The following is a 13594-nucleotide window of genomic DNA, read 5'->3' on the forward strand; positions in this document are numbered from 1 at the left end:
AGCCGGGGCTCGCCGGGTTCAGGCGGCGGTGTCCGGGCCGATCGCGGTGGCGTCGAGGTCGGGCAGCGGGCGGCCGCAGATCTCGTGGGCTTCGGCGGCGGTGAGGCCGAGCATGCGCAGCAGGTCCTCGGTCACCTGGTCGGTCGTGGCGGCGTCGTCGCGCTCGGGCCGGCGGTGCAGCAGGTGGCCGAGGCCGAGTGCGGCCCCGGAGACCGTGACCATGGCGAGTTCGGTGTCGGTGACGGTGAAGCGGCCGGCTCGCACGGCGGCTTCGATGTCGCGGCGGGCGCGGGGGGCCAGCCCGCTCTCCGACGTGGCGAGCTCGAGACCGTGGTGCAGGAGCACCTTGCTGAGTCCGGGATGGCGCCGGTGCAGGCGCCCGGTCAGCCGGAAGCTCTGCGCGAAGACCTGTGCCGGGTCGTCCAGTCCGGCGGTGAGCTCGTCCAGCAGGGCGCCGTGGACGTCGAGGGCGTCCTCGACCGCTGCGTGGTAGAGCTGCTCCTTCGTCTCGAAGTGGTTGTAGAACGACCCCATCCCGACGTCCGCGGCCTGGGTGATCTCCAGGATCGGCACCGCGGTCTTCCCCTCGGCGATGAGTGCCTGGGCGGCCCGGACCAGGGCCGCGCGGGTGCGCGCCTTGCGCCGTTCCAGCCGGCTCGGCGCGTGCTCCGGCATCCCGTGCTCCCGTCTTCGCTGGTCGTCGTCGCATCGTAGCCCATCGCGTCATTGGTGAGGAAATCGTCAGAAGTGCTTGACTGAGGATATGCTCGTAAGTGACGATGTCGTCATCAACGTGGATGGAGGCGCCTTGGGAGATCCAGCCGGGTTCATGGCCGAGCACTGCGGCGACCGCGACCTGTTCGACGCCCGGCGCCTGCTGGGCCTGCTGAAAGTGGCCCGCTCATGAGCCTGACCGTCCTGCGCACCGCCGATGCCTGGTACGTCGCCACTCCGTCCGGCGCGGCGAAGATCCCCACGACGGCGACGACCACCGCCGAACTGCTCGCCGACCGGGCGGCGATCACGGCGGCGGCCACGGACACCGTGCCGGTGGCCTGGCTCGACCTGGTCTCCCCGGTCACCGCGCCCTGCCGCGTGGTCGCCCAGATGACCAACTTCACCTCGCACGTCACCGACGCCGGGATGGACCCGAAGACCGTTCCCCTGACGTTCTTCCGCAAGACGTCCGGATCGATCAGCGGCCCGTTCGACGACGTCGTCAAGCCGGCCCACGTGCGGCTGCTCGACTACGAGGTGGAGATCGGGCTGGTCATCGGCCGGGCGATCCCGGTCGGCAGCGAAATCACCGCGCCGGAGGAGTGCATCGCGGGCCTGGTGGTCACCGATGACGTCTCCGCCCGCGACGTCCAGCTGCCGCAGACCCAGTTCTACGAGGCCAAGTCGTACCCGACGTTCACCCCGGTCGGGCCCGCCCTCGTGCTCTTGGCGGCCGGCGAGCTGAAGCGGTTCGCCGACCTGCGGCTGCGGCTTTCGGTCAACGGCACGGTCCGCCAGGACGCGGTCGTCGGCGCCGACATGATCCACCGCCCGCTCGAGGCCCTGCGGGCCTTGGCCCGGTTCCAGCGGCTGGATCCCGGCGATCTGGTGCTGACGGGGACTCCCGCCGGCACCGCGCTGTCCGCACCGCCGAAAGCCGTGGAAAAGATCGCCGCGCTGCTGCCACCGGCACTGAAGTGGCAGCTGTTCTTCAAGGGCCAGGCGAAAAACCCGAAGTACCTGGCCGACGGCGACGTCGTCGAGGCGTCGATCGCGACCGACGACGGCGCCCTCGACCTGGGCACCCAGCGCACGGTCGTGAGGTACCGGCGATGAGCGGCGCATCCCTGTGGCCGCCGTACGCCGGCCCCGCCGACCTGGCCGCGATCGAGGCCGTCCCGCTCGCCGAACGAGGCCTGCCGGAGTCGACCTACGCCCTGCTCCTGCGGGCCGCCGGGTGGTGGCCGGACCACGCGGCGACCACCGTGCTGCCCGAGGCCGCGCGGTGGCGTGCGCCCGTCCGCCGCACGTTCGCCGAGCTGCTCGCCGACGTCCACCGCCACGCGAACCTGCTGCACGAGCTCGGGATCCGGCGGGGCGATGCGGTCGCGTTGATGGCCCCCAACTGCGCCGACCTGGTTCCGGCGACCCTGGCCGCGCAGCTGGCCGGGATCGCGGCCCCGCTGAACGGCGGCCTGTCCCGCGACCACCTCGGCGAGCTGCTCCGCCGGTCCGGCGCGCGCGTGCTGGTCACCGCCGGGCCGGAACTCGCGCCGGAAACCTGGGACACCGCCCGGACGCTGGCCGCCGAGCTGGACGTCGTCCTGGTGCTGCGCCCGACCGGCGCGGCGGGCGAACCGGCCGCGTTGCCCGCCATCGAGGGGGTGCGGGTCGGCTACCTCACCGAGCTCGCCTCCACAATGGACTCTTCCGGGTTCGCCGGTGAACCCCCGGTGGCGTCGGACCTGGCGGCGTTGTTCCACACCGGCGGCACCACCGGGGCCCCGAAGCTGGCCGCGCACACGCACGCCAACGAGGTCGCCGACGCGTGGATGATCGCGGCGAACTCGCTGCTGGACGTCGGCTCGGTCGTGTTCGCGGCGCTGCCGCTGTTCCACGTCAACGCGCTGGTCGTCACGCTGCTGGCGCCGTTGTTCAAGGGCCAGCACGCGGTGTGGGCCGGTCCGCTCGGCTACCGCGAACCCGCGCTGTACGGGCAGTTCTGGAAGATCGTCGAGCACCACCGGATCGCGGCGATGAGCGCGGTCCCCACCGTGTACGCGGTGCTCGCGCAGTGCCCGGTCGACGCGGACATCTCGAGCCTGCGCTACGCCATGGTCGGCGCGTCGCCGCTGCCCGCGGCCGTGCGGGACGGGTTCCAGGCCCACACCGGCGTCACCCTGGTCGAAGGCTACGGGCTGACCGAAGCCACCTGCGCCAGTGCGCGCAGCTTCCCCGGCTTCCCGCGCCCCGGCACCGTCGGCCAGCGCCTGCCCTACCAGCGGATGAAGGTCGTCCGCCCGGAGACGGGGGAGGAGCTGCCCCGCGGGGAGACCGGGGTGCTGGCCATCAGCGGCCCGACCGTGTTCCCCGGCTACGTCGTCGGCCGGGACGAGGGCGGGTACGTCCTGGACGGCCTCGGCAAACTCCGCGACGGCTGGCTGGACACCGGTGACCTGGCCCGGCTCGACGCCGACGGGTTCGTGCACCTGGCCGGGCGGGCGAAGGACCTCATCATCCGCGGCGGGCACAACATCGACCCGGCGATGATCGAGGACGCCCTGCTGGCCCACCCCGAGGTCACCGCGGCCGGCGCGGTCGGCCGCCCCGACGAGCACGCCGGGGAGGTGCCCGTCGCCTACGTGACCCTCACACCCGGTGCCACCGCGACCGAGGCCGACCTGCTCGGTTGGGCCGCCGACCGGGTACCCGAGCGCGCCGCCGCGCCGAAGGCCGTCACGGTGCTCGACGCGCTGCCCGTGACCGACGTCGGCAAGCCCTACAAACTCGCCCTGCGCGCCGACGCCACCCGTCGTGCGATCGCCGAAGCACTCGCCTCGTTCGAGGGGGTAACGGTCGACGCGGTGATCGAGGACGGCACCGTGCTCGCCGCCGTCACCCTTCCGTCCGAAGTGGACGAACCGAAGGTGACGGCGGCTCTCGCGCGCTACACCGTGCCCACCCGCCTGACACTCCAGGGGAACTCATGATCGTCCTGTCCGTCCTCGTGGCGGTCGTCTTCTTCCTCCTCGGTGCGGCCAAGCTGTTCGCGCTCGCGCCCATGCGGGAACGCGCCACGCACACCGGGTTTTCCGTCACCGCCTACCGCGGCATCGGGGCACTGGAGATCGCGGGCGCCGCCGGTCTCCTGCTCGGCCTGACCGTGCCGGTGCTCGGCGCCCTGGCCGGCGCCGGCCTGCTCCTCCTGCTCGCCGGCGCCCTCGTCACGCACGTGCGCAACCGGGACGGGGTCCGCGACCTCGTGCCGGCGATCGTCTGCGCGGTGCTCGTCGCCGGCTACCTCGTGGCCCTCGGGGTGTCGCCGTGAACGTGCCCGTCGTCACCACCGGATGCCGCTACCCCTGACCAGGAGCATCGATGCCCCGACGCCACGAAGTGCCGGTGTACCGGCCGGACATCTATTCACCGCAAGCGATCCTGGACCCGTACCCGCACTACGCGAACCTGCGCGAACTCGGCCCGGTGGTGTGGCTGCCCAAGCACAAGGTCCACGCGCTGCCCCGCTACGCCGAATGCAAGGCCGTGCTGCTGGACGACAGGACCTTCGTCTCCGGCGACGGCGTCGCCCTCAATCCCGTCGCCAACCGGCTCTCCCGGGGCACGACCCTCAACAGCGACGGCGAAGACCACGCCCGCCGCCGGGCCCTGGTCGCCCACCGGCTGACGCCTCGGGCGCTGCGCGCGATGAGGGACGTCGTGGACCGCCAGGCGGCCGAGATCGTCGACGCCGCACTCGCCCGGCGCACCGTCGACGGCGTCGAAGTCGCGGCCGCCCTGCCCGCCGCGGTGGTCCCCGACCTCGTCGGGTGGCCGGTGGAGGGGCGGGAGAACCTGCTGCGGTGGGGCGCGGCGACCTTCGACATCCTGGGGCCCTTGAACGGCCAGGCGGTGCAGGCGGTCCCGGCCGGCCTCGGCATGGCGCGGTTCGCGCACACCGTCGCGAAGCAGCGGAAGGTCCTGCCCGGCAGCATGGGCGACGACCTGCTGCGCGCGGCCGACGACGGCAAGCTCGCCCACGCCGAGTGCCCGGCGCTGATGATCGACTACCTGGCGCCGTCCCTGGACACCACGCTCAGCGCGATCGCGAGCGCCCTGCACCTGTTCGCCACCCACCCCGGCCAGTGGCAGCTCCTCAAGGACGACCCGAGCCTGATCCCCAACGCCGTCAACGAGATCGTCCGGTACGAATCGCCGTTGCGCGCCTTCAGCCGCAAAGTCGCACGCGACACCGAGGTGGCAGGCACGGCACTGCCCGCGGGCTCCCGTGTCCTCGTCCTCTACGCCTCCGCCAACCGCGACGCGCTGGTGTGGGACGACCCCGGCAAGTTCGACGTCCGCCGGGACGCCGCCCGCCAGCTCGGCTTCGGGCACGGCACGCACGGCTGCGCCGGACAGGGCCTGGCCCGCATGGAAACCCAGGCGATGCTGCGCGCGCTCGTGGCCCGCGTCGGCAGGATCGAGCCGGCCGGAACCCCCGAGTGGGCGCGGAACAACATCATCCACCGCCTCGAGCGGCTCCCGATCGAACTCGTCCCGGCCTGAAAGGGGACACCCGGTGAAGATTTCCGCCGACCACGACCGCTGCGAAGGCCACGGCCTGTGCACCGAACAGGCCCCCGCGATCTTCGAACTCGACGACGAGGCCGAACTCGTCCACCACTTCGAAGGCACCGACATCCCGCCGGAGCAGCTCGCGGCCGCCCGGGCGGCCGTCACCTCGTGCCCGGTCGCCGCGCTGCGGGAGCTCCCGTGACACGACGGCGGCCCGGGTCACTGCGGCCACCACCCACCTGCGTTACCGCGTGATCCAGCCGCAGGAGGGAACGCGCCACTGAGGCGTCGCCGGCTCTCGCGAGCGCCGCGTAACGGGTCGCTGTGAGCGGACGACCTTGTGCGGAGCGGTCACGAGGATTCGCCGGGTGGGGTCCTGTGTCCCGCCGCAGGAGGCGGAGGTGCGGTGGATGACGGAGCACGAAGGAGCCCACGGCGCCGGAGAGCCGCCGGTGCGCAACACCGTGTCCGCCGAGACCGTTTCGGGCGTTGTGGTCCAGGCCGGCACCTTCGCCCACATCGTCCAGCAGCAGCCGTACCGGGCGCCGGTTCCGCGGCAGCTGCCACCCGCGCCCGGCCGGTTCGTCGGCCGCCTGCCCGAACTGGCGCAGCTCAGTGCCGCGCTGGACACCGGCGGGGCCCCCTCCGGCGCCGCCGTGGTGATCTCCGCGCTGGCCGGCACCGGGGGGATCGGGAAGACCGCGCTGGCGCTGCACTGGGCGCACGCCCACCAGGATCGGTTCCCCGACGGCCAGCTCTTCGTCGACCTGCAGGCGTTTTCCCCGGTGGGCGCACCGCTGGAGCCGGCCGTCGCGGTGCGCGGGTTCCTCGACGCCTTCGGGGTCGATCCCGACCGGATCCCGGGGTCGCTGCAGGCCCAGATCGGGTTGTACCGGAGCCTGGTCGACGGCAGGCGGATGCTGATCATGCTGGACAACGCGGACGGCGTCGACCAGGTGCGGTCGCTGCTGCCGGGCAGCCCGGCCTGCACCGTGATCGTCACCAGCCGGCGTCGGCTCACCGGCCTGGGCACCGGCCGCGGCCGCCTGCTGGACCTCGACGTGCTGCCCGCCGCCGACGCCCGGAACCTGCTGGCGAACCACCTCGGCCCGCAGCGGATGGCGGCCGAGCCGGAAGCGGTGGCCGGCTTGCTGGCCTGCTGCGCGGGGCTCCCGCTGGCGATCCGGATCGTCGCCGCGCGCATCGAGCACCACCCCGGCTTCCCGCTCGCGGTGCTGGCCGAGGAACTGCGCGACACGGCCGTCCGGCTCGACGGGCTGGACGCCGGGGACCTGCACTCGAACCTGCGCGTCGTCCTGTCCTGGTCGACCCGTGCCCTGAGCGGTCCGGCGGCGAACCTGCTCGAGCTGCTGGGGATCGCGCCCGGCCCGGACATCAGCCTGCCCGCCGTCGCGGCGCTGGCGGCCCTCCCCGCGCACCGGACGCGGCTGGTGCTGCGGGAGCTGGAGAACGCGTCCCTGGTCCAGCAGCACACCCCCGGCCGGTACCGGATGCACGACCTGATCCGCCTGTTCGCCACGGATCCGGACCACTGGCGCGAAGCCGGGGACACCCGGGAGGCGGCGCTGCGGCGGGTGCTCGATTTCCAGCTGCACGTCGCGTATGCCGCCGACCGCCTCCTCGACCCGCACCGCCCGCCCATCCGGCTCGGGCCGCCCGCCCCCGGCGTGCACCCCCCGCCGTTGTCCGACGCATCGACCGCGATGACGTGGCTGGAGACCGAGCACCCCACGCTGCTGGCGGCTCACCACGCCGCCGCAGACCAGGGGTGGCACGCCGAGGTGTGGCAGCTGGCCTGGGCGCTGGACACGTTCCACTGGCGGCGAGGCCACCGCGTCGACCGGCTCCGGGTGTGGCAAGCGGCGTTGGACGCCGCCGGGCAGCTGCCCGACTCCGTCGCCCGCATCGACGCCCACCAGCACCTCGGTCACGCCTGCACCGCCTTGGGGCGTCCGGGGGAAGGGATCGAGCACATGCAGCGCGCCCTGCGCCTGGCCGAGCACCACCGCGACGTGGACCGGCAGGCCCAGAGCCATCGGAATCTGGCGTGGGCGTGGGAACACCGGGGAGACAGCCGGCAGGCACTGGAGCACGCCGTTCGCGCCCGCGAGCTGTTCCGCGACCTGGACCAGCCGGTGCTGGAAGCGTTCGCGCTCAACGCGACGGGCTGGCTCGCGGCGCAACTGGGCCGCTACGGCAGCGCGCGCCGCGACTGCCTGACCGCGTTGGCCCGGCACCGGCGCCACCGCAACCCCATCGGTGAGGCCAAGGCCCTGGACAGCCTCGGCTACATCGCCCACCACACCGGCGACTACCACCGGGCGATCGCGTACTACGAGCAGGCCGTCAGCCGGCACCGCGCCCTCGGCAACACGACCGAGGCCGTCAACAGCCTGGATCGGCTCGGCCACCCGCAAGCCGCCCTCGGCCGGCACGAACTCGCGCGCGCGACGTGGCGGGAGGCGCTGCGGATGTACGAGGACCAAGGCCGTGACGCCGACGCCGCTCGCGTTCGGAGGCTGCTGTCGAGCTGACCCGCCGTCGGGCGGCGGCGGTGGTCGTGGCCCCGGAAGTGTGGTGTTTGATGTCCGCGTGGAGCAGAAGAAGTCGTCCGAGCGGCTGGTGTTCTTCACCGACGCCGTGGTCGCGATCGCCCTGACGTTGCTGGTCCTCCCGCTCACCGACCTGGTACCCGAGCTGGTCGCGGAGCACAAGCCGGCGGTCGAGGCGGTCACGCACAACTGGTCGAAGATCGTCAGCTTCCTGCTCAGCTTCGTCGTGATCGGCCGCTTCTGGGGCGTGCACCACCGGATCTTCGAACACGTGCGGTCGTACAGCTCCGCGCTGATCCGCGTCAACTTCTGCTGGCTGCTGACGATCGCGCTGCTGCCCTTCCCGACCGAGCTGATCGGCGCCTACCAGTCCGAGCGCTTCACCGTGCTGTTCTACCTGGGGACGCTGCTGGCCAGCAGCCTGTGCCACACGACGATGGTGGCCATCATCCGCCGGGACCCGGACATCCGCGGGGACGCCGAACCGGTGTCGGACGAGGTGTTCTGGAACCACGTGCTGAGCTCGGTCGTGTTCGCGCTCGCGGTCGTGGTGGGGTTCATCAAGCCGCCTTTCGGCTACTACGTCCTGTTGCTGCTGTTGTTCCCGGCGAGGATCGCCTTCTGGCTTAGGGCGCGCCGCGCCGACCGGTAGGCCGCCGTGATCCGCGGGGCCGTCGGTGCCGCGGCTTCGGACCGCCGGCCAGGTTCGCGTATCTGATCCGAAGTGGACGGAGCGGCGGCGAGAGCTGTGGTGGCACCATCGGCTGCCAGCGGTTGCGCCCGGTCCGGCCACGCCCGGGAGCCGTCACGCCGATGCCTCGCGCGCCCGTGCGCGGTACCGACCCGGCGCGTTGCCGTGGGCCCGGCTGAAGGCCCTGCTGAACGCGGGAAGCGAGGTGTAACCGACCCCGGCGGCGACGCTTTCGACCGTGTCGTCGGTGTCGCGCAGCCGGACCGCGGCGAGGTCCATCCGCCACTGCGTCAGGTACGCCCCGGGACTCTGCCCGATCGCCGCCGGGAACCTGCGGGCGAGCGTCGCGCGGGACACCGAGATCGCCGACGCCAGGGTGGTCGCGGTCCAGGGCCGGGACGGCTCACGGTGGATGCGTTCCAGTGCCTCCCCGACGACCGGGTCGGCCAGCATGCCGAGCCACGTCCCGTGCTGCTCGGCGGGCCGGGTCGCCAGCCAGGCCCGCAGCACCTGGATCAGCATGATGTCGGCGAGGCTGTTGAGCACCGCGGCCGTCGCCAGCTGCGGGTGGGCGAGCTCTCGGCCGAGCAGGCGCACCGCGTCGTCGAAACACGCCGCGCCGGTATCGGCGCGCACGTGGACCAGCGGCGGAAGCGCGCGGAGCACCTGGGTGCGCACCGCCGGGTCGTGGTCGTAGTGCATGGTCACCAGCCGGGTCCGCGCCGGCGCCGACCCGATCGTGACGATCCCGCCGGACTCGCGGGCCCGAGCGGCGCCCTCCGCGTCGCAGGCCAGGGCCGTGGCACCGGGCGCGCTCACGAGCGTGTGCACCGTCCCGGCCGCCAGCAGCACGACATCGCCGGTGGTGAGCTCGCGCGGCTGCTCGCCGTCCACGACCAGCCACGCGCTGCCGGACGTGATGGCGTGCATCGTCTCCCCGGGGCAGTCCTCCAGGCGGATCCCCCACGTGCCGCCGGCCTCGATCCGGGTGCCGATCGTGCCCCGGACACCGGAAACGGCGAGCACGTCGGCCAGTACGTCCATGACCTGCACAGTACCGATCACTCTCGCCGAGTGAGGCAGACGGCTAAAAATCTGACGCGATCAGCCATCGTTTGCCGCTTCGCGGGCCCATACGTTGGCGGTACGGCACAACTGCGAAGAGAGGGAACAATGCAACTGCGCGGAGCCACCGCACTCGTCACCGGAGCCAACCGGGACCTCGGCGAGCACTTCGCCCGGGAACTGCTGGAGCGGGGCGCGGCCAAGGTCTACGCCACGGCACGCCGACCGGAGCTGGTCGATCTCCCGGGCGTCGAGGTGCTGCCGCTGGACGTCACCGACCCCGCGTCGGTCGCGGCGGCCGCAGCCGCGGCCGGGGACGTCACCCTGCTGGTCAACAACGCCGGAGTCTCCTACGGGGTCAACCTCGTCGACGGCGACCTGAGAAAGATCCGGGCCACCCTCGACGTCCACCTCTACGGCACCCTGGCGATGATCCGGGCGTTCGCGCCGGTGCTGGGCGGCAACGGCGGCGGCGCGATCCTCAACGTGCTGTCGAACCTGTCGTGGCTGAGCTACGACGGGAACAACGCCTACGCCGTGGCCAAGTCCGCGCAGTGGAGCTTGACCAACGGCGTCCGGCTCGAGCTGGCCGGTCAGGACACGCTCGTCAGCGGCGTGGTCTTCGGCCCCACCGCGACCGAGACCATGCGCACGCACGCGAGCGACGCGGTGATGAACGATCCGGTGGACGTCGTCCGGACCGCGCTCGACGGGATCGAGGCCGGCACCACCGAGATCATCGCCGACCGGTTCGGCGCCGAGGCGAAGGCCGCGCTGTCCGGGCCGCCCCGGGGATTCGTCCTGGAGACGGTGCCCCGCGGATAGCGGGCCAGGGGACGAGGCCGATCATGGGCCGCCGCGGCGACCCATGATCGGGGTGGCACCGACCGCTCGCGGTCAGCTTCCCGCGGCGCAGAAGGTGTCGTCCGGCCGCTTCCCGCTCACCAGGTACTCGGTCACGAGCGCGTTCCCGCACGTACTGGGCGTGAACAGGTAGGCCCCGTGCCCGCCCTGGTCGATCGTGATCATCCGGGCGCGCTCGCCGAACGCCGCGCGGAGCTTGCGGGCCCCGGACACCGGCGTGCCCGGGTCACGCTGGTTCTGCACCATCAGCACGTTCGCCGGGCCGTGGCCGGTGATCCGGACCGGCGGCTCGGCCGGCGGCGCCCAGTACGCGCACGCCCCGATGTTCGCGCTCGCCGCGCCGAGCAAGGGGTACCGGACCCGGTCGACGGCGACGTCCAGCTGGTAGCTCGCGATCGACCGCGGCCACGCCGAGTCCCCGCAGATCACCGCGAACCGGGACGCCAGCAGGTTTTCCACCCCGGTCACCGGTTCCGCCGGCGGCTTCGGGGCCCGGCCCTCGTCGAGCCCTTGCCAGTCCTCGGCCAGCTGCGTCAGGTCGGTCGAATAGAGGCCGCTGAACGTCAGGCCGCGGAAGACCGAGCCGGTGATGCCCTCGATCGGGGTACGGTCCAGCCGCGCGGCCAGCTCGTGGAACTTGGCCGTCACCTGCGCGGGCGTGCGGCCGAGCCCGTACTCCGGGTGCGCCGCGGCGAAGGCCGCGAAGTCCGGGAACCGGTCCTCCATGCCCCGGCCGAACCCGCGCATCGCCGCGATGTCGTAGCCGCCCGGCCCGAGGTTGCTGTCCAGCACGATGCGGTCACTGCGCTCGGGGAACAGCGTCGTGTACACCGCGCCCAGGTACGTCCCGTAGGACGCGCCGAGGAAGGACAGCTTCGGCTCGCCGAGCACCGTCCGGATGCGGTCCATGTCCCGCGCGGTGTTCGCCGTGGTGACGTACGGCAGCATCGATCCGGTCTTCGACCCGGCGCACTGCTCGGCTTCCCGCTTCGCCAGCGCGGCCTGCTTCACGACGTCGGCCGGGCCGTGCGCGTACGGCAGGTTGCCGACCGCGATCTGCTCCGGCGTCAGGTCGCACGTCACCGGGGTGCTGTGCGCGACCCCGCGCGGGTCGAACCCGATGATGTCGTAGGTGTCGAGCGCGTCCTGCGGCAGCTTCACGAGTTTCAGCAGTTGCGGGTAGTCGAGACCGCCGCCGCCCGGACCGCCCGGGTTGGTCAGCAGCACGCCCCGCCGCTTCGCCGGGTTCTTGCTCGGCAGGCGCGACACGGCGATGTCGATCGTGCGCCCGCCCGGCGCCCGGTAGTCCAGCGGGACCTTCAGGGTCGTGCACTGCAGGTCCGGCGTCGGGAAGGCCCCGGCCGGGCACGGACCCCAGCTCAGGGCGTTCGGTGCGGCGGAGGCGGTGGGGACGACGGTCGTCGCGCCCACCACGGCGATCGCCGCGGCCAGTAGTGCTTTGCGCATCGGAATTTCCTTTCGTTCGCACCGCGGTCAGCGGCGCGGTTCCCAGCGGAAGAGCCGCGTCGCCAGCACGACCGCGACGAAGACCCAGGCGAGGGTCGGGGCGAAGAGGACCAGCGAATCGGCGGCCGGTTTCCCGCCGTTCCACGCGTCGAGCACGAGCTCGGCCGCCGAACCGCCGGGCAGCAGGCGCTTGAGCAGCGTGAGCTCGCCGGTGCCGGTGAGGCCGACCCAGCCGGCCACCGCGATCACGCCGATGCTGATCGGCAGTGTGGTCACCTGCGCGTGTTCCGGCGAGTTCGTCAGCCCGGCCGTGGCGAGGCCGAGCGCGAGCATCATCACCACGGTGGCCACGACGGCGGCGGCCAGCAGGAGCGGGTTCGCCGGCTTCCCGGTGACCACGGCCAGCACCGCGAGCAGTACGGCGATCTGGACCACCGCGATCGCGGTGACCGGCAACAGGAGCCCGCCGAGGATCCCGGCGTCCCCGGCCGCGGTCGAGCGCAGCCGCTTGAGGAACAGGTTCTGGCGGCGGGCGGCCAGCGTCGTCACCGTCGTGGTGTAGAGGCCGATGCCCAGCACGAAGAACAACGTCAGCGTCGCGATGTAGCCGAGGCTTCCCACCTCGGCGAACAGGTCGTGCCGGGCGATGAAGAACGCGCTGAGCGCGGCCGGCAGGACCAGGGCGGTGACCAGGACGAGCCGGTTCCGGAAAAGCTGGAGCAGCTCGCCGCGGGCGATCGTCAGCATGTTCGTCCTCTCAGGAGTTTTCGATGGCGCGGAAGACGTCGTCGAGCCGCGTCGGCCCGGCCTGCAGGTCGAGCAGCTCCACGGCCTCGTCCTGCGCCCAGGCGAGCAGCGTGTGCAGGTCCTTCTGCAGGCCGAAGGTCTCGACGAGGTACTTGCCGTCCACGCCCCGGGTGGCGAGCAGCGGCGGCGACGGCGCGTCGGCCGGGAGTCCGAAGTGGATGGTCGAGGGCAGTGTCCTGGTCAGCTCGGCGACGGTGCCCTCGCGGTAGAAGGCGCCCTGGTGCATGAGCCCGATGCGGTCGGCGCGCTGCTGCGCTTCCTCGAGGTAGTGCGTGGTGAGCACGACGGTGGAGCCGTCCTCGCGCAGCCGGTCGACGGCGTCCCAGAGCGCGTCCCGCGACTGGATGTCGAGGCCGGTGGTGGGCTCGTCGAGGAAGACCAGTTCGGGCGTGCCGTAGACGGCGGTGGCGAAGTCGAGCCGCCGTTTCTCCCCGCCCGACAGCTGTCCGACCTTGGTGCCCGCCTTGCGGGTCAGGCCGACGACGCCGAGCACGCGCCCGACGTCGTCGTGCCGCTCGGTGAGCCGCCCGACCAGGCCGACGGTTTCGCGCACGGTCAGGTCGGCGGAAAACCCGCTCTCCTGCAGCATGATCCCCAGCCGCGGGCGGACGGCGGCGCGGTCGCGGGGGTCCTTGCCGAACACCCGCACGGCCCCCGAGGTCGGTGCGCGGTGGCCTTCGACCGTCTCCAGGGTCGAGGTCTTGCCGGCGCCGTTCGTGCCGAGCAGGGCGTACAGCTCCCCGCGATCCACTTGGAACGAAAGGTCTTTCACGGCGGGGAAGCCGCCGTAGGTGAGGGTGAGGCGATCGACGTCGATGACCGGTGTCGTGGACATGCC

At 72.6% G+C, this 13594-nt stretch carries 13 protein-coding genes; 8 read left to right on the top strand and 5 right to left on the bottom strand.

Annotated features, from left to right (window positions below):
* Positions 1 to 18: 18 nt before the first annotated feature.
* On the bottom strand, positions 19 to 675 hold the full coding sequence (locus ACWEGE_RS34570) for a TetR/AcrR family transcriptional regulator (RefSeq protein ID WP_449664677.1): 657 nt from the start codon (positions 673 to 675) through the stop codon (positions 19 to 21).
* Between the two features lie 228 nt (positions 676 to 903).
* Between ACWEGE_RS34570 and ACWEGE_RS34575 the strand changes: the two genes are divergently transcribed.
* The 7 genes from ACWEGE_RS34575 to ACWEGE_RS34605 all read left to right on the top strand — a co-directional run bounded on the left by ACWEGE_RS34575 (position 904) and on the right by ACWEGE_RS34605 (position 8514).
* Positions 904 to 1833 carry a fumarylacetoacetate hydrolase family protein gene (locus tag ACWEGE_RS34575; RefSeq protein ID WP_449664678.1) on the top strand — a complete coding sequence of 310 codons (930 nt, stop codon included), beginning with the start codon at positions 904 to 906 and terminating at the stop codon, positions 1831 to 1833.
* Positions 1830 to 3707 (top strand): acyl-CoA synthetase, encoded by a 1878-nt coding sequence (locus tag ACWEGE_RS34580; RefSeq protein ID WP_449664679.1) that lies wholly within the window; start codon positions 1830 to 1832, stop codon positions 3705 to 3707. Before ACWEGE_RS34575 ends, ACWEGE_RS34580 begins: the two co-directional genes overlap by 4 nt.
* Positions 3704 to 4045, top strand: a complete 342-nt coding sequence (locus tag ACWEGE_RS34585; RefSeq protein WP_449664680.1) for a DoxX family protein — start codon at positions 3704 to 3706, stop codon at positions 4043 to 4045. The genes ACWEGE_RS34580 and ACWEGE_RS34585 overlap by 4 nt, the downstream gene beginning before the upstream one ends.
* A 50-nt stretch (positions 4046 to 4095) precedes the next feature.
* A complete protein-coding gene (locus tag ACWEGE_RS34590) occupies positions 4096 to 5280 on the top strand; it encodes a cytochrome P450 (protein ID WP_449664681.1) in 1185 nt (394 codons plus the stop codon).
* A 13-nt stretch (positions 5281 to 5293) separates the two neighbouring features.
* The gene (locus ACWEGE_RS34595; protein WP_449664682.1) at positions 5294 to 5491 is read left to right on the top strand and encodes a ferredoxin; all 198 of its coding nucleotides are present in this window, start codon (positions 5294 to 5296) and stop codon (positions 5489 to 5491) included.
* A gap of 208 nt (positions 5492 to 5699) precedes the next feature.
* Positions 5700 to 7844, top strand: a complete 2145-nt coding sequence (locus ACWEGE_RS34600) for an ATP-binding protein (RefSeq protein WP_449664683.1) — start codon at positions 5700 to 5702, stop codon at positions 7842 to 7844.
* A 58-nt stretch (positions 7845 to 7902) separates the two neighbouring features.
* Positions 7903 to 8514 carry a TMEM175 family protein gene (locus tag ACWEGE_RS34605; protein ID WP_449664684.1) on the top strand — a complete coding sequence of 204 codons (612 nt, stop codon included), beginning with the start codon at positions 7903 to 7905 and terminating at the stop codon, positions 8512 to 8514.
* 153 nt (positions 8515 to 8667) lie between these two features.
* Here ACWEGE_RS34605 and ACWEGE_RS34610 read toward each other — a convergent pair whose 3' ends face one another.
* Positions 8668 to 9597 (bottom strand): AraC family transcriptional regulator, encoded by a 930-nt coding sequence (locus ACWEGE_RS34610; RefSeq protein ID WP_449664685.1) that lies wholly within the window; start codon positions 9595 to 9597, stop codon positions 8668 to 8670.
* Between the two features lie 129 nt (positions 9598 to 9726).
* Here ACWEGE_RS34610 and ACWEGE_RS34615 point away from each other — a divergent pair, with 129 nt between their 5' ends.
* On the top strand, positions 9727 to 10443 hold the full coding sequence (locus tag ACWEGE_RS34615; protein ID WP_449664686.1) for an SDR family oxidoreductase: 717 nt from the start codon (positions 9727 to 9729) through the stop codon (positions 10441 to 10443).
* Positions 10444 to 10515: 72 nt separating this feature from the next.
* On the opposite strand, the gene ACWEGE_RS34620 is transcribed toward ACWEGE_RS34615, so the two are convergent.
* From ACWEGE_RS34620 to ACWEGE_RS34630, 3 genes are read right to left on the bottom strand one after another with little or no spacing between them, the layout of a single operon-like run.
* Entirely contained in the window at positions 10516 to 11949 is a 1434-nt protein-coding gene (locus ACWEGE_RS34620; RefSeq protein ID WP_449664687.1) for an alpha/beta hydrolase, read from the bottom strand.
* Between the two features lie 27 nt (positions 11950 to 11976).
* On the bottom strand, positions 11977 to 12696 hold the full coding sequence (locus ACWEGE_RS34625) for an ABC transporter permease (RefSeq protein WP_449664688.1): 720 nt from the start codon (positions 12694 to 12696) through the stop codon (positions 11977 to 11979).
* A gap of 10 nt (positions 12697 to 12706) precedes the next feature.
* Positions 12707 to 13591, bottom strand: a complete 885-nt coding sequence (locus tag ACWEGE_RS34630) for an ABC transporter ATP-binding protein (RefSeq protein WP_449664689.1) — start codon at positions 13589 to 13591, stop codon at positions 12707 to 12709.
* Between the last annotated feature and the right edge of the window lie 3 nt (positions 13592 to 13594).

This window comes from Amycolatopsis sp. NPDC004747 (assembly GCF_053601335.1).